This is a genomic window from Streptomyces avidinii, from assembly GCF_014650695.1.
Taxonomy (GTDB): Bacteria; Actinomycetota; Actinomycetes; order Streptomycetales; family Streptomycetaceae; genus Streptomyces; species Streptomyces avidinii.
On the sequence record NZ_BMVL01000001.1, the window covers coordinates 23,387 to 40,431 of the forward strand.

Here is a 17,045-nt window from a genome sequence, read left to right on the forward strand (position 1 = left end):
CCGTCCGTTCCGGCCACCCCGGCCCACACTCTGCCCCTCGTCCGTCGGGACGAGCCCGTGTGGGCCGCGACTCCGGTGCCGCCTGCGGCCTACGGCCTCAGTTGAGGCGGAAGCGGCGGTACAGGAGGACCCCGCCCAGGAGGAGCGCACCACCGCTCGGCAGCAGGTAGCCGACGCCGTCGGACCCGGTGTGGGCGAGGGCCTCGTGCTGCGGGGCCTCGGGCGGGGTGACCCGCGTGACCGGCGCGGTCGGATCAGCCGGGACGACCGGGGTCACCGGCTGTTCCACGACGGGCGGCTGGACGGGCTTGCCGCCGGTGGGCTCCTCGCCGTTGACGGAGGTATTGCCGAGCGACGGGTTGCCGATACCGACCACGTTCACCGAGTTGCCGCTGATGTTCAGCGGGAGGTCGATCGGGAGCTGGAGCCCGTTGCCGGACAGCACTCCCGGCGAATCCTTTCCGCGTCCCTCGGCGCTCGCCCCTCCACCGTTCCCACTGCCCGGTTTCACCGCATCCGCGGCCCTCGTCCCGGAATGCCCGCCACCACCCTTGGGCGCCTCGTTGCTACAGCGGTTCCCGGCGGACGGGTTGAGCAGACCCACCACGCTCACCGTGTTCCCGCACGCGTTCACCGGCACGTTCACGGGCAGTTGGACGAGATTTCCGGACAGCAGCCCCGGCGAGCGCTCGGCCCGGCCACTCGCGTCCGCGTCGGCATGGGCGAACCCGCCCACACCCGCGACCGCCAGTCCGCCTCCCGCAACCACCGCCGCGATCAAGCCATTCCGACGACTGTGACGCATCAGTTTTCCTGCCTTCCGGAGAACTTCGCGGGTAATGTCCCCGCACCGGAAACAACGCTCTGACCCCATTCGGGTTATAGAGACGGTAGGCATTTCACTCAATCGTGTACTGGGTACTGGGTACTTCATGACTGATCGCCCGCTGCTCCTCCTCGACGTGGACGGCCCCCTCAACCCGTTCCGCTCCCCCCTCGCCGGCCTGCGCGGATACCGGAGCCACCGGATGTGGCCGGACGTCTGGCTCTCCTACCGCGACCCGGAGTCGCGCCGCGCCCGGCGCGGGGCGCGGGTCCGCCTCCACCCCTCCCACGGCGCCCGGCTGCTGGCCCTGCCCTTCGAGCTCACCTGGGCCACCGCCTGGACCCACCAGGCCAACACGATGATCTCCCCGCACATCGGGCTGCCCGGCGACCTGTCGGTCGTCGAGTGGCCCGAACTGTTCGCCAAGGACCCCGACGGTCTCTCGTGGAAGACGCGCCACCTCCGCGACTGGGCAGCCGGTCGCCCCTTCGCCTGGGTCGACGACATGATCACCGCCCGCGACCGCGCCTGGGTCGCCGAGCACCATCCGGCACCGGCCCTCCTGCTGCACGTCCACCCGCGCCACGGGCTGCGCGACCGCGATTTCACCGCCCTGACCCGCTGGGCCGAGGGCATCAGCCCAGCAGCGCGCTGACCGGGTCCCTGGACGGGCGGCCTATCGGCCACCAGTCCTGGTCGCCGAGGCGGTCCGCGTAGCAGTACCAGAGGCCCTCACGGCCGAGACGGAGCTGGCGGGCGTGGATCGTCAGGCGGTTGCGGTCGGGGCGGAAGGAGCCCTGGCCCGCGGCGAGCAGCGCCGGCCGGGCCCGGTCGAAGGGGCCGGCCGGCGGGTCCCAGGGCTCTTCGAGGGCGGCGAGGGCGGCCCGGCCGCCCTGGCGCCATGCCGCCGCTGCCCGGGCGAGGTCGGTGGTGCTGCGGCCGGTGGCCCGGGCCAGGTCCCGGTAGAGGGTGCGGGCGGCGCCCGTCAGCCCCGCCGTGGGGTGAGCGGAGGCGAGCCGGACGGCGTCCTGCCAAAGGGTGAGCCCGGCGATCGGATCCTCGCCGGTGGTCAGCAGCGCGAGGGCGCGGGCGGCCGCGTCGGAGGCGAGCTGGTCGAGCGCCAGCGGGTCCGGGGCCGCCGGGTCGGCCGGGTAGGCCGGCGGCAGGCCCACGGCGGCGGGCGCGGGCAGGGGCGCGGGCAGCAGCGGCAGACCGGTGCGGGCCAACGCCGCCCCGGCCGGGACGCCGGGGAAACCGGGCGCAGCATCGGGCTGTTCACGCGCGGCGTGGGCGGCATTGCGGCGGGTGAGCTCGTCGAGCAGTTCCCGCTCGCCGCGGCCGCGCAGGAGCAGCAGGACGAAGGGGTCCTCGTCCAGGAGTCGGGCCGCCCGGTAGCAGAGGGCCGCCGCGTGCTTGCACGGCGGACGCCCGAAGTCCGGGCAGGAGCAGTGCGGGACGAGCTCTCCCACGCCGGGCAGCACGGCCCCCGCGAGCGACTGCGGTACCTCCCGCTCCAGCAGGGCGGCGAGCGCCGCGGGGTCGGCCGCGACCGTCTCCAGCAGGTCGTTCCACTCCGGGTCCGCGAAGGCTGGCAGGGTCAGCTCGGTACGGTACGGGCGGGGCCGGCTGCCCCGGACGTACGCCACGATCCGGCCGGGGGTGACGGTGACCGCGTCGACGTGCCCCTCCTCGGCATACGTACGCCCCCGGGCCAGGCGGGCTCCGTCGCGGGAGACCTCCTCCAGCGCCGACACCCAGGCCCGGCCCCACCAGCTGACCGCCTCGGCCCCGGCGGGCACGGTCTCGAAGGTGCGGCGGCGGTCGTCCCGCGCGGTGATCATCCGGGCCTCCGCAGGGACACGAGGTCGGCCAGCTCGCGGTCGGTCAGCTCGGTCAGCGCCGACTCCCCGGAGCCCAGGACGGCGTCGGCCAGGGCCCGCTTCGCCTCCAGCATCTCGGCGATGCGGTCCTCGACGGTGCCCTCGGCGATGATCCGGTGGACCTGAACGGGCTGGGTCTGGCCGATGCGGTAGGCGCGGTCGGTGGCCTGTTCCTCCACGGCCGGGTTCCACCAACGGTCGAAGTGGATGACGTGTCCGGCCCGGGTGAGGTTCAGCCCGGTGCCCGCCGCCTTCAGGGACAGCAGGAACACGGGGACCTCGCCTGCCTGGAAGCGGTCGACCAGCTCCTCCCGGCGCGGCACCGGCGTCCCGCCGTGCAGCAGCTGCGAAGCGATCCCGCGGGCCTGCAGGTGCCGTTCGATCAGGCGGGCCATCGTCACGTACTGGGTGAAGACCAGCACCGAGCCGCCCTCGGCCAGGATCGTGTCCAGCAACTCGTCCAGCAGGGCGAGTTTGCCCGAGCGGTGCGGGATGCGGGGCTGCTCCTCCTTCAGGTACTGGGCGGGGTGGTTGCAGATCTGCTTGAGCGAGGCCAGCAGCTTCATGATCATGCCGCGCCGTTCCATGCCCTCGCTCGACTCGATCACGGCCATCGCCTCGTCCACCGCGGCCCGGTAGAGCGAGGCCTGCTCCCGGGTGAGGGAGACCGGGTGGTCGGTCTCGGTCTTGGGCGGCAGCTCGGGCGCGATCCCCGGATCGGACTTCTTGCGGCGCAGCAGGAACGGCCGGACGAGCGCGGACAGCCGGGCGACCGCCGCCTCATTGCCGCCGTCCTCCTCCTGCTGGTGCTCCACGGGGCGGGCATGGCGGGCCCGGAACGCGGTCAGCGGTCCCAGCAGCCCCGGCGTGGTCCAGTCGAGCAGCGCCCAGAGCTCGGAGAGGTTGTTCTCCACCGGGGTACCGGTCAGCGCCACCCGGGCCGGCGCCGGCACCGTGCGCAGCGCCTTCGCGGTCGCCGAATGCGGGTTCTTGACGTGCTGCGCCTCATCGGCGACGACCATGCCCCAGCTCTGTTCGGCGAGCAGCGCGGCGCTGGCGCGCATCGTCCCGTAGGTGGTGAGCACGAACCCGCCGGCGCAGGACGTCAGGTCCTCGATGCTGCGGCTGCCGCCGTGGAAGCGGCGTACGGGCGTGCCGGGGGCGAACTTCTCGATCTCCCGCTGCCAGTTGCCGAGGAGGGACGCGGGGCACACGACGAGCGTCGGCTCCGGCCGGTCCCGGTGCAGGTGCAGGGCGATCAGCGTGACGGTCTTGCCGAGGCCCATGTCGTCTGCGAGGCAGCCGCCGAGACCGAGCGAGGTCATCAGGTCCAGCCAGGCCAGGCCGCGCGCCTGGTAGTCGCGCAGGGTGGCCTTGAGGGCGGCGGGCTGCGGCAGCGGCGGCTGCTCCCCCGTCAGCCGGTCCCGCAGCGCGGCCAGCGCCCCCACCGGCACCGCCTCGACGGGCGCGCCGTCGACCTCGGCCGTCCCCGTCAGTACGGTGGCCAGCGCGTCGACCGGATCCAGCACGCCCAGCTCCCGCTTGCGCGCCTTGCGCACCAGCTCCGGATCGACCCGCACCCACTGGTCCCGCAGCCGGACGACGGGCCGGTGCGCCTGGGCGAGCGCGTCCATCTCCCCGGGGGTGAGCCGGTCGCCGCCCAGCGCCAGCTCCCAGGAGAAGGCGAAGAGGTGCTCGGCGTCGAAGAAGGCGGTCCCGTCGGTCGCGGACCCGGGCGCGGTGGATCGTACGACGGCGGTCGCCGACAGGGTACGGGCCAGCTCGCGCGGCCAGTGGACCAGGACCCCGGCGGCCGCCAGGCGGCTCGCGGCCACCCCGAGCAGGTCCTCCAGCTCCGGGTCGGACAGGGCGAGCGCATCGGGCACGGGCTGGTCCAGCAGGCGCAGCAGCGGCGGCCAGACCCGGGCGGCCCTGCGCAGCGCGAGCACGGCGTCGATCCGGGCGCGCGGGCCGAAGCCGGCCGAAGCCGTGCCCGCCCACAGCTGCCCGGCATCGGCGACCAGGGTCGGATCGGCGAGGCTGTGGATCTGGACGACGGCGGCCCCGGCACGGCGGGTGTCGGCTTCCTCGGCCGCGTCGAAGAGGCGGAAGGAGGACAGGTCGAGCCGGAGCGAGATCCCGACGCCGGTATCGGCGCCGACCGCGACCTGAGCGGCCCAGTCCTGTATCCCGGGGACCCGCTGCGGCTCCCGCGCGGCGAACGGCCGCCCGGCGGCCACGGCGGCGGCCGGAGTGCGGGGCAGGCTGTCTGCGACGGCGTCGAGGAACGCCCGGACCAGCGCCTCCGGTTCGGGCAGCTGGAGCGGGCGGCGGCCGGCCAGGGGGGTCGCGTACCCCTCGTGCGGCAGCGCGGCGGCGACCGCGCGGAGATGGTCGATGTCGGCGGCGTCGAGCGGTCCGGCCCGCCAGGCGTCGACGCCCTCGGGGGTGATCCCGGGGAGGAGCCGGCCGCGGGCGGCGAGGGCGAGCGCCTGCCGGGCGGCGGTGCCCCAGGCACGGGTGGCGGGATGCGCGGCGGGGCTGCGGGGTGCCTGCGCGAGCAGGGGCAGGGCGGCGGCGACGGTGAAGGTCACCGCGGGCACGGTCCGGCTGCGCACCCCGTCGCCGTGCGGGCGTACGACGGTGAGCGGCCGGGGCTCGCCCGCCTCGGGCAGGGCGTCCCCGTCGGGCGCCCAGAAGGCGACCCGCCCCTCCCTGGGGACGGCGGCGGGCAGGAAGACGGCGGCGTGCCACAGCAGCGCGGCGGCCTGCGGCTGCGTGCTCATCGCTGTCCCCCTCCCCGTCCGGTGCCCGTCGGAGCCCGATCGGTGTGTTCCGGTACCGCCGAGCCCGTTCGGTGTGTTCCTGTACCGACGAGTTTAGGCGTGGCCACCGACAACGCCTTCTGACCTGCGGTTCAGCGGGCCCAGCGGCCCTGCTCCAGTGCAAACCCGTACACCGGCCGACCGGTCGCGGCGCTCGTGCGCAGCGGCCGCCCGTCGTCGTCGATGCGCAGGGTGCCCGACCCGGACGGGCCGGTCCACCGGAGGTCGAGGGACCAGTCGCAGTCGCATCCCGTGGTGGCCGCCTCCACCCTCAGGACGACGGGCTCGGAGGCCGAGACGCGCAAGGGGAGGACGGGGGCGGGCAGCGGGCTGCCGCCGTCGTTCCCGGCGACGGGCCGGGCGAGGGGGCGCGGCGCGTCCAGGTTGACGGCGAACACGGCAGGGGTGAGCCCGCCGCCGCAGCCCTGCGACATCTGGTAGACGTTCCAGGCCGGCGGCTTGCGGCGGGCCGCCACCCGTACTTCCAGGTCCTCCAGCACCACGGCGCCCGGCCCCGTGCCGTGCAGGGTGACCTCCACGATCTGCGACCCGGCGTGCACGGCACGCTGCGCCGACGCCCAGGCGGGCGCGTCCGCCTCCACGGGCGGCGGGGCCACGACGCCGGGACCGCGCTCGCTGAGGTAGGCGTGGTCGCATCCCGCGGTCCACACGTGCGGGCGGACCGCCGCCTTGAGGGGCGCGACCGGGGCCCGGCCCGGGGCCGATGCCGGCGGTGACGCGGGCGGCGCGGCGGTGGCCGGGCCGGACCCCGGAGCCGATGACCCGGCCGGCCCGGTCGGCCCGGTCGGCCCCGCCGACCCGGTCGGTGGCGTCGGCTCCGGTGCACCGGGCGCCGCCGGTACCGACGCGGCCGGCGGGGTCGCACCCGTACCCGTACTCCCGCCCGCGCGCGGCGCGCGGGACTCGGGACCGGCGGCCGCCAGCAGCGCCACGGCCACCGCCCCGGCCGTCACCCCCGCGGCCACGACCACGGCCGCCCGCCGCCGGTACCGGGCCCGCCGGGCCACCGGCTCCGGCGCCCCTACGACAACGGGCTCTGGCTCGGGCTCGGGCTCTGGCTCGGGCTCGGGCTCGGACTCGGACTCGGCCCGAAGCACAGGCTCCGGTGCCGGCACCGGCACCGGCACCACCCCCGCCCGCCGTCGCGCATCCGCCAGCAGCCACGCCCGGTGCAGGTCCACCGCCTCCCCCCGCGATGCCCCGCAGGCCCGGGCGAAGCGGTCGACCACGGCGAACTCCGCCGGCAGCGCCTCCCCGTTGCAGTACCGGTGCAGCGTCGACGTACTCGTGTGCAGTCGGCGCGCCAAGGCTCCGTAACTGAGCCCGGCACGCTCCTTCAGCTCCCGCATCAGCCGCGCGAAATTCTCGGCCTCGCTCACGCTCTCCCCCGTTCCGCGTCCCGCGACAGCGTTCCATGCATGAGGTGTTCCCCCAGGTGACAGCACGTACGGCCGTTCCAGCGTCCCGGATTCGCCCCAATCCGTCGCCCGCCACGCCGTCCGGGGAACAGGCTCGTCAGGCACACACCACCGCACTCGACGCTCACGGGGAGTACCGAACATGTTCCGACGTACCGACACCGCCGCGACGCTCGCCACTGCGCTCGTCGCGGCGGCCGCCGCCCTCGTCCTGACCGCCTCTACCTCGGCCGCGGCCGCCACTGCCCCCGGCTTCCTGGCCGGAACCGATCTCCCGCCGCACCCCACCTCGCCCTGGTACGCGGGTGCTGTCACCAAGGGGCTGCCCGAGACCCCGCCGTTCTGCCTGGACGGCGTGCTGCCGGCCGCGGGGAGCTGGCACCGCGTCTTCGGTACCGAGTACGACACCGGTGCCGTGCAGGTCTCCGTACGGTCCACCTCGCCCGCCGCGGCGGCCAAGCTGGCCGGAACCCTGGAGCGCAAGGTGGCGGCCTGCGCCGCCGACTGGCTGCGGACGACCCCGGGCGGCACCGCTTCCTGGCAGGACTACGGCACGCTCCCCGTCGAGGAGGGCGCGCACGTCTACGGGGTCCACACCTCGATCCCCGAGTCCGAGCCCGGCGTGCACCTGTTCGGGATCGGGCGCGACGGCTCCACGGTGACCGTCGTGCAGTGGGGTCAGATGGGCGACCTGTCCCACGCTCCGGTCGCCGCCTTCAAGAAGACGACCACCAAGGCCGTGAACAAGCTGAACCCGTAGCGGGACCCGTAGCAGGACCCGGAGCAGGACCCGGAGCGGGATCGATGGCTCGACCCGCGGGCCGGCCCGCGGCCCGGCCCGCCGCCGCAGGCCGGAGTGGGACCATGGACGGGAGAGGCGATGTCCATGCGTTCGGGAAACGAACCGGTGACCGCCCGCAGTCCGCTGCGGCTGCGGTTCTGGCTGGGTGTCTGGGGGCTGGTCTGGGCCGCCGCCGGCACGGCCGTGTTCTCGCTGGTGGGCCGCCCGGGATGGGCGGCCGCCTGCGGGGTGCTGGCGGTGGTCGTGGCCGTGGACCTGTTCATGATCGTGCGCCATATGCGCCAGGGCCCGCACTACCAGCCGGGCCCGGACGTCCCTCCGTACGAGCCGCCCGGGAGCCGCTGAGCAGGTGAACCGGTCATCGAGTGAACCGGTCATCGGGTGAGCGGGTAAGCGGCTGCTTCAGGCGGAGTCGCCCGCGGCCGGGTCCTCGAAGCGGGCCGCAGCCAGGTACTCGGGCTGCGGGTCGAGGGCCGCCGCGAGGCGGAAGTGCTTGCGCGCCTGCTCCGGCCGGCCCGAGCGCTGGAAGGTCCGGGCCAGCGCGAAGTGGGCGAAGGCATTGTCCGGCTCCCGCTCCAGCACCAGCTCGAACTCCAGCTCCGCCGGACGCAGTTGCGCGGCGGCGAAGAAGGCCCGGGCGCGCAGCAGCCGGGCCGCAGTGTTCTCCGGGTGCGCGGCTATGACCGAGTCGAGCAGCTTGACCGCACCGCGCGGGTCCCGGGCGGCGAGCAGGTGCTCGGCGGCCCGGTAGTCGATGACGTGGGTTTCCGGGCTGGACGGGGTGGGGCGAGTGGTCTCGGACACGATCGAAATCCTTCCCTCTACGGGCGCGTTCAACGCCCCCGCCCCACCCGCTATTCCATGCACACGTCAGATCGCCCCGCCGGACGCCCGCTCCACGAGTTCTTCCCACACCTTGCGCACCTGCGGTTCCAGCGCCTCCAGCGGCCCGTCGTTGTCGATCACGAGGGTCGCCACCGCGAGCCGCTGCTCCCGCGTGGCCTGAGCGGCCATCCGGGCCCGCGCCTCCTCCTCGGCCATGCCGCGCCGCGCAGTCAGCCGCGTCAGCTGGGTCTGCGGGGCCGCGTCGACGACGACGACGAGGTCGTAGAGCGGCGCCAGGCCGTTCTCCGCGAGCAGCGGTACGTCGTGCACCACGATCGCGCCGGCCCCGGCGGCGGCCTCCAGCTCGGCCGACCGGGCCCCCACCAGGGGGTGCACGATCGAGTTCAGCGTCCGGAGCTTCGCCGGGTCCGCGAACACGATGGATCCCAGCTTCGGCCGGTCCAGCGTGCCCTCCGCGGTCAGCACCGACTCCCCGAAGGCCGCCACGACGGCCGCGAGTCCCGGCGTACCGGGTTCCACGACCTCTCGTGCGATCCGATCGGCGTCGACGACGATCGCCCCGTACCCCGCCAGCAGTCGCGAGACCTCGCTCTTGCCGGCACCGATTCCGCCCGTCAGGCCTACTTTCAGCATGCCCCGCAGCATAGGGGGCCCCGCTCGTACGTCAGTTCTCGCCCTCGCGCTCCGCGAGGAAGCGCTCGAACTCGCGGCCGAGCTCGTCCGCCGACGGCAGCTCCGCCGGCTCGGCGATCATGTTGCCGCGGGTCTCGGCACCGGCGGCCGCGTCGTACTGGTGCTCCAGCCCCTGCACCAGGCTGACCAGCTCCTCGTCGCCCTCGCGGATCTGCCGGTCGATCTCCGTCTGCGTGCGGTGCGCCTCGGTGCGCAGCGCGTGCGCCACGGCCGGCAGCACCAGCCCGGTCGCCGCCGTGATCGCCTCCAGTACCGCCAGCGCGGCGTCCGGGTACGGGGAACGCGCCACGTAGTGCGGTACGTGGGCGGCGACGCCCAGGACGTCGTGCCCGGCCTGTGCCAGGCGGAACTCCACCAGGGACTCCGCGCTGCCCGGCACCTGCGCCTCGTCGAAGGGGCTGCGGTGGCCCGGCATGAGGTCGGTCCGGTTGCCGTGCGGGGTGATGCCCACGGGGCGGGTGTGCGGGACGCCCATCGGGATGCCGTGGAAGTTGACGGAGAGCCGGACGCCGAGGCGCTCGACGATCTGCCGGACGGCGACGGAGAAGCGCTCCCACTCCACGTCGGGCTCCGGGCCGGACAGCAGCAGGAAGGGGGCTCCGGTGGCGTCCTGGACGAGCCGGACCTCCAGCCGCGGCTCCTCGAACTCGGTCCAGTGGTCGCGCTGGAAGGTCAGCAGCGGGCGCCGGGCCCGGTAGTCCACCAGCCGGTCCGCGTCGAACCGGGCGACCACCTGGTGGGGCAGGGTGTCCAGCAGCCGCTCGACGATCTGCTCGCCGGCCTCACCCGCGTCGATGTACCCCTCGAAGTGGTACAGCATGACCAGCCCGGCCGAGTCCTGGGCGACTGCCAGGTCGGCCACCGCCAGGCCCTTGGCATCCCATTCGTACAAACCCTGTGGATCAAGCACCGTCACCACTCCTCCTCGCCTCGTTCTCAGCCAAGAACGTTCAAGGCGGCGCCGCCATTCCCCAGTTGGCCGCATTCACAGGAACGCAATGGATCAACGTGGATCAACGTGGACCGACGTGGACCGACGAGGGCCGACGGGGATCGACGCAGCGGGTCGAGGTGCGGGACACCGGGCGCGGAACGCGGTGAGGCCCGCCCCCCGAAGGGGACGGGCCTCACCGTTCACTGCAGTTCAGCTCGGCTCACACCGGAGTGTGATGCGCGCTGCGATCAGCTCTGGCCGCCGGCCAGCTTCTCGCGGAGCGCGGCCAGGGCCTCGTCCGACGCCAGGGCGCCGGAGGTCTCGTCCGACTCCGAGGAGTACGAACCACCCGAGATGCCCGCACCGGCGTTGCCACCGGCGGCCGGGGCGGCAGCGCCCTCGGCAGCAGCGGCCTCGTCGGCCTCGCGGCTCTTGATGACCTGAGCCTGGTGCTGCTCGAAGCGCTGCTGCGCCTCGGCGTACTGGGTCTCCCAGGCCTCGCGCTGCTTGTCGAAGCCCTCGAGCCAGTCGTTGGTCTCGGGGTCGAAGCCCTCGGGGTAGATGTAGTTGCCCTGGTCGTCGTAGGACGCGGCCATGCCGTACAGGGTCGGGTCGAACTCGACCGACGCCGGGTCGGCACCGAAGGACTCGTTGGCCTGCTTCAGCGACAGCGAGATCCGGCGACGCTCAAGGTCGATGTCGATGACCTTGACGAAGATCTCGTCGTTGACCTGGACGACCTGCTCCGGGATCTCCACGTGGCGCTCGGCCAGCTCGGAGATGTGGACCAGACCCTCGATGCCCTCGTCCACGCGGACGAACGCACCGAACGGAACCAGCTTGGTGACCTTACCCGGGACGACCTGACCGATCTGGTGGGTCCGGGCGAACTGCTGCCACGGGTCCTCCTGCGTCGCCTTCAGCGACAGGGAGACACGCTCGCGGTCCATGTCGACGTCGAGGACCTCGACGGTGACTTCCTGACCGACCTCGACAACCTCGGACGGGTGGTCGATGTGCTTCCAGGACAGCTCGGAGACGTGGACGAGACCGTCGACGCCACCCAGGTCCACGAAGGCACCGAAGTTGACGATCGAGGAAACGACGCCGGAGCGGACCTGACCCTTCTGCAGGGTGGTGAGGAACGTCTGGCGAACCTCGGACTGGGTCTGCTCGAGCCAGGCGCGGCGGGACAGGACCACGTTGTTGCGGTTCTTGTCCAGCTCGATGATCTTCGCCTCGAGCTCCTTGCCCACGTAGGGCTGGAGGTCGCGGACGCGACGCATCTCGACGAGAGAGGCCGGCAGGAAGCCGCGGAGGCCGATGTCCAGGATGAGACCACCCTTGACGACCTCGATGACGGTACCGGTGACGATGCCGTCTTCTTCCTTGATCTTCTCGATGGTGCCCCAGGCACGCTCGTACTGAGCGCGCTTCTTCGAGAGGATCAGGCGGCCTTCCTTGTCCTCCTTCTGGAGAACCAGGGCCTCGATCTCGTCGCCGACCTTGACGACCTCGTTCGGGTCGACGTCGTGCTTGATCGAGAGCTCGCGGCTGGGGATCACGCCTTCGGTCTTGTAACCGATGTCGAGGAGAACCTCGTCCCGGTCAACCTTGACGATGACGCCGTCGACGATGTCGCCATCGTTGAAGTACTTGATCGTCTCGTCGATCGCCGCGAGGAACGCGTCCGCGTCGCCGATGTCGTTGACCGCAACCTGCGGAGTGGTGGCGGTGGTCTCGGTGCTGCTCGTCATGTGGGAAAGGGCTCCGGTTACGGACAGAAAGTCGTAGGTACTGCTACGCCGGGAGCCCTTATCGGCATCCACCGAAGACCGGACAGCCAAGGAGGCCCCCAATCCGCAGAAGAGCGGCGGGGCCTCGAGAACCGAGGGGACATCAACAGATGCAAGCGCAGCCTGCTAGGTCTGAGGAGCACAGGCTCGCAGCGCAACTTGTAGCATACGGGGGCAGCCGGACAGGGTCAATGCGCGAAGGCGCACACCCCGGGCAGATCGCCTCAAGACCGGCACAATTTATGGGCGGGAAGCACTTCCTGACGCTTCCTGCCACATTCGGAACACATTCGCAGACTACGACGACGGGCCCCATGAACCAAGAGGACTACGCCTCCGAAGACGCGTACGCAGCCGATCCGGGCTCCGGGGAGGACGCGGAGGCCACGCGGCGTCACGCGGGGGAAGCGGAGAGCAGCCGGGCCAGCCGGAGCTGGTGGGACCGCAACGCCGACGAGTACCAGAGCGACCACGGCGCGTTCCTCGGCGACGACCGCTTCGTCTGGGGGCCCGAGGGGCTGGACGAGGCGGAGGCGGCCCTCCTCGGCCCCGCCGCGTCCCTCAAGGGCAAGGACATCCTGGAGATCGGCGCCGGCGCCGCCCAGTGCGCCCGCTGGCTGGCCGCCCAGGGCGCCCGCGCCGTGGCCCTCGACCTCTCCCACCGCCAGCTCCAGCACGCCCTGCGCATCGGCGACAGCGACGCGCCGGGGGCCCTGCTCGTCGAGGCCGACGCCGGACGCCTCCCCTTCCGAGCCGGCTCCTTCGACCTGGCCTGCTCCTCCTACGGCGCCGTCCCCTTCGTCGCCGACCCCGTGGGCGTCGTGCGCGAGGTGCACCGCGTCCTGCGCCCCGGCGGCCGCTGGGTCTTCTCCGTCACCCACCCGATCCGGTGGGCCTTCCCCGACGAGCCCGGCCCCGAGGGGCTGTCCGTCGCCGCCTCCTACTTCGACCGCACCCCCTACGTGGAGCAGGACGAGCGGGGCCGCGCCCTCTATGTGGAGCACCACCGCACGATCGGCGACCGGGTCCGCGACGTGGTGGCGGGCGGTTTCCGCCTGCTCGACCTGGTCGAGCCCGAGTGGCCCGAATGGAACAGCCAGGAGTGGGGCGGCTGGTCCCCGCTGCGCGGCAACCTGATCCCGGGCACCGCGATCTTCGTCTGCGAGCGCGACTGACGTGATCCGGACCGCCGCCCTCGACGCCCTGCCCGTACGGGAGGCCGTGCCCGCGCTCGTCTCGGCGCTGGACGGCCACGGCACGGCGGTGCTCTGCGCCCCGCCCGGCACCGGCAAGACCACGCTGGTCCCGCTGGTGCTGGCCGGGCTGGTGGGCGGCGGACCGCGGCGCCGGGTGGTCGTCGCGGAGCCCCGGCGGATCGCGGCCCGGGCCGCCGCGCGGCGGATGGCCTGGCTGCTGGGCGAGCAGGTCGGCGGCGCGGTGGGCTTCACCGTGCGCGGCGAACGGGTGGCCGGCCCGAACACGGTGGTGGAGGTCGTGACCACCGGGGTGCTGCTCCAGCGCCTCCAGCGCGACCAGGAACTGACCGGCGTCGACGTGGTGATCCTGGACGAGTGCCACGAGCGGCACCTGGACGCCGACACGGTCGCCGCCTTCCTCCTCGACGTACGGGAGACCCTGCGCCCGGAGCTGCGGCTGGTGGCGGCCTCGGCGACCACGGACTCCGCCGGCTGGGCGCGCGTACTCGGCCGCGGCAGCCCCGGCGGCGCGCCGGTGGTGGAAGCCGCGGGGGTCTCGTACCCGGTGGAGACGGTCTGGGCGCCGCCGGCCCGGCCGGTGCGGCCCCCGCACGGGATGCGGGTGGATCCGGCGCAGCTGACGCACGTGGCCTCGGTGGTGCGGCGGGCGCTGACGGAGCGCACCGGCGACGTGCTGTGCTTCCTGCCCGGCGTCGGCGAGATCGCCCGGGTCGCCGGCCAGCTGGCCGGGGTGGACGCCGAGGTGCTCCAGATCCACGGCCGGGCCCCGGCCGCGGTCCAGGACGCGGTGCTCTCCGTCGCCGACCACCGCAGGGTGATCCTGTCCACCGCCGTGGCGGAGTCGAGCCTGACCGTCCCCGGGGTGCGCGTGGTGGTGGACTCCGGGCTGGCCCGCGAGCCCCGCATGGACCATGCCCGGGGGCTGGGTGCGCTCGCGACCGTACGGGCGTCCCGCGCGGCCGGACGCCAGCGCGCGGGCCGGGCCGGGCGCGAGGCGCCGGGCGCGGTGTACCGCTGCTGGGCCGAGGCGGAGGACGGCCGCCTGGCCGCGTTCCCCTCGCCGGAGATCCGCATCGCCGACCTGGCGCAGTTCGCCCTGCAGGCCGCCTGCTGGGGCGACCCGGACGCGACCGGGCTGGCCCTGCCGGACGCGCCGCCGGCCGGGGCCATGGCCGCGGCGCGGGAGGTGCTGGTGGCCGTCGGCGCGGTGACCCCGGCCGGTGGGGTCACCGCGCGCGGGCAGCGGATGGCCCGGCTCGGGCTGCACCCGCGGCTGGCCCGCGCCCTGCTGGACGGCTCCGCCGCGCTCGGCGGCCGCCGGGCGGCGGAGGTGGTGGCTCTGATCGGCGAGGAGCCGCCGCGGGAGTACGGGGACGACCTGGCCGGCGCCTGGCGGCGGGCCCGCGCGGGCGGTGACGCGTACGCCGCTCGCTGGCGGACGGAGGTCGGCCGCCTGGAGCGTGCGGCGGGCGCCACGGCCGAAGCCCGGCCCCGCACCCCGCTCGGGAGCGGCGCCGTACCCGACGATGCCGCCGCAGGCCTGGTCGCGGCCCTGGCCTTCCCCGAGCGGGTGGCGAAAGCCAGGGGTGAGGGGATCTTCCTCATGGCCGGCGGCACCGCGGCCGAGCTCGGTGACGGCTCGCCGCTGCGCAGCGCGCCCTGGCTGGCCGTCGCGGTCGCCGACCGGGCCCCGCATTCGGCCTCCGCGCGGGTCCGGCTGGCCGCGGTCATCGACGAGGACACCGCCCGGACCGCCGCCGCACACCTGCTCTCCGACGGCGAAGAGGTCCACTGGGAGGACGGCGACCTCGTCGCCCGCGCCGCCGAGCGCCTCGGGGCGATCGAGCTGGCCGTACGTCCGCTGCGCGCCCCCGACCCGGCGCTCGTGCGGGCCGCCCTCCTCGACGGGCTGCGCGCCGAGGGGCTCGGCCTGCTGCGCTGGTCCCCCGACGCACTGGCGCTCCGGGCCCGCCTCGGGTTCCTGCACCGGACGCTCGGCGGTGCGTGGCCCGACGTGGCCGACGACCGGGCCCTGCTGGAGCGCGCCGACGACTGGCTGGAGCCCGAGCTGTCCCGGGCCCGGCGGCGCACCGACCTCGCCCGGATCGACGCCGGTCAGGCCCTGAACCGGCTGCTGCCGTGGGCCACCGGGGAGGCGGCCCGGCTGGACGAGCTGGCTCCGGAGCGCCTGGAGGTGCCCAGTGGCTCCCGGATCCGGCTGGACTACTCCGCCGAGCACGGCCAGCCGGTCCTCGCGGTGAAGCTGCAGGAGCTGTTCGGGCTGGCGCAGACCCCGCGGGTGGCGGGCGTACCGGTGCTGGTGCACCTGCTGTCGCCCGCGGGCCGGCCCGCCGCCGTGACCGCCGACCTCGCCTCTTTCTGGCAGGGCGGTTACCGGGCCGTCCGCGCGGAGCTGCGCGGACGCTACCCCAAGCACCCCTGGCCGGAGGACCCGGCCACGGCCGAGCCCACCCGGCACACCAACGCCCGCCTCAGGCGCTGACCTCCGCCGGCGCCTGCGGCTCCGGCACGTGCTCGGCCCGGCCGCGGCGGCTGCGGGCCTCCAGCCACAGCGCCGCCCCGAGCAGGACGAGCCCGCCGGCGGCCAGGCCGATGGGGGCGTAGGTGTGCAGCGCGAGGACCTTCGTACGGTTCGCCTTGACGAGGTCGACCGTGTAGTCGGAGTAGTCCTCGCGCATCGTGACGTGCCCGGCGAAGGCGGTGAGCTTGCCGTCGGGGCCGCCCGCGGCGATGCCGCCGCGCATCTCCTGCTGGATGTCCTGCTCGGCGTTGACGGGCGCTCCGGTCACCGGGTCGACCCAGAACTTCGCCTTGACCGTGTACCAGAGGGTGGTTCCGGTGGCCGCCTCGATCGTCGACGGGTCGATGCCCTCGATCGGCATCTTCTTGGGCATGGCGACCTTGGTCCACGGGACGGTCTGCTCGAAGTAGTAGACGTCCATGCCCTTGAACGTGCGCGGTCCGACGTAGTGGATGGGCGAGGAGGTGCGGGTCTGCGCGTCGAAGTAGAGGTAGTCGCGCGGCTCGGTGAAGAAGGGCCACTTGAACTCGATGCCCTCGCGTTTGACGGGGTCCCCGTCGACCATCTCCCCGGTGGCGTGGACCGGGTCCTGGGTGTGCGCGTCGAAGATGTAGCGCTCGGGTATCCGGGAGACCATCTTGCCGTCCGGGCCGATGATGTAGGACAGCGTGTCCCAGACGACGACGTCCTTGCCGGCGCTCGCCTCGATCTCCTCGGACGCCTCGACGTTGCCCTTGAGGGTCTGGACGATGGTGACCTTGTCGACCTTCTTCGGCTGCATGCCGCCGGTGTAGTCGAGGAGCGTCGCGTCCTTCGCCTCCAGGACCATCTCCTGGTACTGGTTCGGCGGGATCTTGGCGAGGCGGGGGTACGCGTACCAGCGCAGCAGCGGCGCGAGGGCTGCGCAGAACACGGCAAGGGCCAGCAGGACAAGGCTCGCTCTGCGTCGCACGACCGGGCCCTCCTCTACTTTCCGGGCGCGGCGGGCGCGGTGGTGAGCAGGGGCTTGGGTGAGGTCTCGCCCTCGGGCACCCCGAAGGCCGTGATGGCGAACACGAGGGTCAGCGCGGCCGCGAGGCCGATGACGGCGGCGACGAATGCGCGCATGCCGGGGCTCCGGAATCTGATGAGGCGTCAGAGAGGGGGCACCGTAGCAATGCGGAGGCGAGATGAGAACCGTTCGAGCCGCAGATCACCACTGGGCCGCCCGGGGGACCTCGACCCCCGCCGGCGCACCCGCCCCCG

General features: G+C 73.8%; 15 protein-coding genes. 5 read left to right on the top strand and 10 right to left on the bottom strand.

Annotated elements, in window-relative coordinates:
• Window positions 1-97: 97 nt before the first annotated feature.
• Window positions 98-934, bottom strand: coding sequence for a chaplin (locus IE257_RS00110; RefSeq protein ID WP_308433272.1), 837 nt, complete (start codon window positions 932-934; stop codon window positions 98-100).
• Between IE257_RS00110 and IE257_RS00115 the strand changes: the two genes are divergently transcribed.
• Window positions 933-1,481, top strand: coding sequence for a hypothetical protein (locus IE257_RS00115; protein ID WP_189963286.1), 549 nt, complete (start codon window positions 933-935; stop codon window positions 1,479-1,481). The two genes, IE257_RS00110 and IE257_RS00115, sit on opposite strands and share 2 nt — an antisense overlap.
• Here the strand turns inward: IE257_RS00115 and IE257_RS00120 are convergent.
• The 3 genes from IE257_RS00120 to IE257_RS00130 all read right to left on the bottom strand — a co-directional run bounded on the left by IE257_RS00120 (window position 1,462) and on the right by IE257_RS00130 (window position 6,931).
• Window positions 1,462-2,667, bottom strand: a complete 1,206-nt coding sequence (locus IE257_RS00120) for an SWIM zinc finger family protein (protein WP_189963289.1) — start codon at window positions 2,665-2,667, stop codon at window positions 1,462-1,464. The genes IE257_RS00115 and IE257_RS00120 overlap by 20 nt on opposite strands.
• Entirely contained in the window at window positions 2,664-5,492 is a 2,829-nt protein-coding gene (locus tag IE257_RS00125; protein WP_189963291.1) for an SCO1167/SCO6262 family helicase, read from the bottom strand. The genes IE257_RS00120 and IE257_RS00125 overlap by 4 nt, the downstream gene beginning before the upstream one ends.
• 131 nt (window positions 5,493-5,623) lie before the next feature.
• A complete protein-coding gene (locus IE257_RS00130) occupies window positions 5,624-6,931 on the bottom strand; it encodes a helix-turn-helix domain-containing protein (RefSeq protein WP_189963292.1) in 1,308 nt (435 codons plus the stop codon).
• 181 nt (window positions 6,932-7,112) lie between these two features.
• Here IE257_RS00130 and IE257_RS00135 point away from each other — a divergent pair, with 181 nt between their 5' ends.
• Window positions 7,113-7,730 (top strand): hypothetical protein, encoded by a 618-nt coding sequence (locus IE257_RS00135; RefSeq protein WP_189963294.1) that lies wholly within the window; start codon window positions 7,113-7,115, stop codon window positions 7,728-7,730.
• Between the two features lie 126 nt (window positions 7,731-7,856).
• Entirely contained in the window at window positions 7,857-8,117 is a 261-nt protein-coding gene (locus tag IE257_RS00140; RefSeq protein ID WP_189963296.1) for a DUF6343 family protein, read from the top strand.
• Window positions 8,118-8,174: 57 nt separating this feature from the next.
• Here the strand turns inward: IE257_RS00140 and IE257_RS00145 are convergent, their stop codons facing one another.
• The 4 genes from IE257_RS00145 to rpsA all read right to left on the bottom strand — a co-directional run bounded on the left by IE257_RS00145 (window position 8,175) and on the right by rpsA (window position 12,002).
• On the bottom strand, window positions 8,175-8,576 hold the full coding sequence (locus IE257_RS00145; RefSeq protein WP_189963298.1) for a tetratricopeptide repeat protein: 402 nt from the start codon (window positions 8,574-8,576) through the stop codon (window positions 8,175-8,177).
• A gap of 66 nt (window positions 8,577-8,642) precedes the next feature.
• Entirely contained in the window at window positions 8,643-9,251 is a 609-nt protein-coding gene (gene coaE / locus IE257_RS00150; protein WP_189963301.1) for a dephospho-CoA kinase, read from the bottom strand.
• Window positions 9,252-9,282: 31 nt separating this feature from the next.
• The gene (locus IE257_RS00155; RefSeq protein WP_189963303.1) at window positions 9,283-10,221 is read right to left on the bottom strand and encodes a PAC2 family protein; all 939 of its coding nucleotides are present in this window, start codon (window positions 10,219-10,221) and stop codon (window positions 9,283-9,285) included.
• A gap of 272 nt (window positions 10,222-10,493) precedes the next feature.
• Window positions 10,494-12,002 (bottom strand): 30S ribosomal protein S1, encoded by a 1,509-nt coding sequence (rpsA, locus tag IE257_RS00160; protein ID WP_033222162.1) that lies wholly within the window; start codon window positions 12,000-12,002, stop codon window positions 10,494-10,496.
• 353 nt (window positions 12,003-12,355) lie between these two features.
• On the opposite strand from rpsA, the gene IE257_RS00165 reads away from it, so the two are divergent.
• Together IE257_RS00165 and hrpB are read left to right on the top strand one after the other, a co-directional pair.
• Window positions 12,356-13,216, top strand: coding sequence for a class I SAM-dependent methyltransferase (locus IE257_RS00165; protein WP_189963305.1), 861 nt, complete (start codon window positions 12,356-12,358; stop codon window positions 13,214-13,216).
• A gap of 1 nt (window position 13,217) precedes the next feature.
• The gene (gene hrpB, locus IE257_RS00170; protein ID WP_189963307.1) at window positions 13,218-15,761 is read left to right on the top strand and encodes an ATP-dependent helicase HrpB; all 2,544 of its coding nucleotides are present in this window, start codon (window positions 13,218-13,220) and stop codon (window positions 15,759-15,761) included.
• On the opposite strand, the gene pgfA is transcribed toward hrpB, so the two are convergent.
• Window positions 15,751-16,752 (bottom strand): cell envelope lipid trafficking protein PgfA, encoded by a 1,002-nt coding sequence (gene pgfA, locus IE257_RS00175; RefSeq protein ID WP_189963309.1) that lies wholly within the window; start codon window positions 16,750-16,752, stop codon window positions 15,751-15,753. The genes hrpB and pgfA overlap by 11 nt on opposite strands.
• 14 nt (window positions 16,753-16,766) lie before the next feature.
• Window positions 16,767-16,907 (bottom strand): SPW_0924 family protein, encoded by a 141-nt coding sequence (locus tag IE257_RS00180; protein ID WP_189963311.1) that lies wholly within the window; start codon window positions 16,905-16,907, stop codon window positions 16,767-16,769.
• Between the last annotated feature and the right edge of the window lie 138 nt (window positions 16,908-17,045).

Excerpts from the sequence above, each read along its gene's own strand:
- IE257_RS00115 (WP_189963286.1), top strand. The coding sequence starts at position 933 with ATGACTGATCGCCCGCTGCTCCTCCTCGACGTGGACGGCCCCCTCAAC.
- IE257_RS00110 (WP_308433272.1), bottom strand. The coding sequence starts at position 934 with ATGAAGTACCCAGTACCCAGTACACGATTGAGTGAAATGCCTACCGTC.
- IE257_RS00120 (WP_189963289.1), bottom strand. The coding sequence starts at position 2,667 with ATGATCACCGCGCGGGACGACCGCCGCCGCACCTTCGAGACCGTGCCC.
- IE257_RS00125 (WP_189963291.1), bottom strand. The coding sequence starts at position 5,492 with ATGAGCACGCAGCCGCAGGCCGCCGCGCTGCTGTGGCACGCCGCCGTC.
- IE257_RS00135 (WP_189963294.1), top strand. The coding sequence starts at position 7,113 with ATGTTCCGACGTACCGACACCGCCGCGACGCTCGCCACTGCGCTCGTC.
- IE257_RS00140 (WP_189963296.1), top strand. The coding sequence starts at position 7,857 with ATGCGTTCGGGAAACGAACCGGTGACCGCCCGCAGTCCGCTGCGGCTG.
- coaE (WP_189963301.1), bottom strand. The coding sequence starts at position 9,251 with ATGCTGAAAGTAGGCCTGACGGGCGGAATCGGTGCCGGCAAGAGCGAG.
- rpsA (WP_033222162.1), bottom strand. The coding sequence starts at position 12,002 with ATGACGAGCAGCACCGAGACCACCGCCACCACTCCGCAGGTTGCGGTC.
- IE257_RS00165 (WP_189963305.1), top strand. The coding sequence starts at position 12,356 with ATGAACCAAGAGGACTACGCCTCCGAAGACGCGTACGCAGCCGATCCG.
- IE257_RS00180 (WP_189963311.1), bottom strand. The coding sequence starts at position 16,907 with ATGCGCGCATTCGTCGCCGCCGTCATCGGCCTCGCGGCCGCGCTGACC.